General features: G+C 61.6%; 1 protein-coding gene. It reads right to left on the reverse strand.

What is annotated here, in order from left to right; translation table 11 throughout:
• Positions 1–255 (reverse strand): hypothetical protein (locus L6990_RS11855; RefSeq protein WP_237204378.1); only part of this gene is annotated, 255 nt, incomplete at both ends.

Consider the following 255-nt stretch of genomic DNA (forward strand, 5'->3'; position numbering starts at 1 on the left):
TTGCGCTGACCGGCCTCTAACTCGCCCCAAACCGGCGTAAGACGCTCTGGGCGGCTCTGGGTGGGTTCCTGGGGCTCTTGAGCCGCTAGAAAGGCTCTGAGAGGCTCTGAGAGGGCTTTGAGGGCATAAGGCGGGCAGTCAACCGGGAAAATCACATCAGCGCCCTCAAAGAGCGGATTACGGCACTTGGAGGGCGTTAGAGGGTTTACCGCTCTGTCGCCCTTGCAGACCTGGCGCAGAAGCTCGGCAACGTCC

This window comes from Rothia endophytica, assembly GCF_928381505.1.
GTDB classification, from domain to species: domain Bacteria; phylum Actinomycetota; class Actinomycetes; order Actinomycetales; family Micrococcaceae; genus Rothia; species Rothia endophytica_A.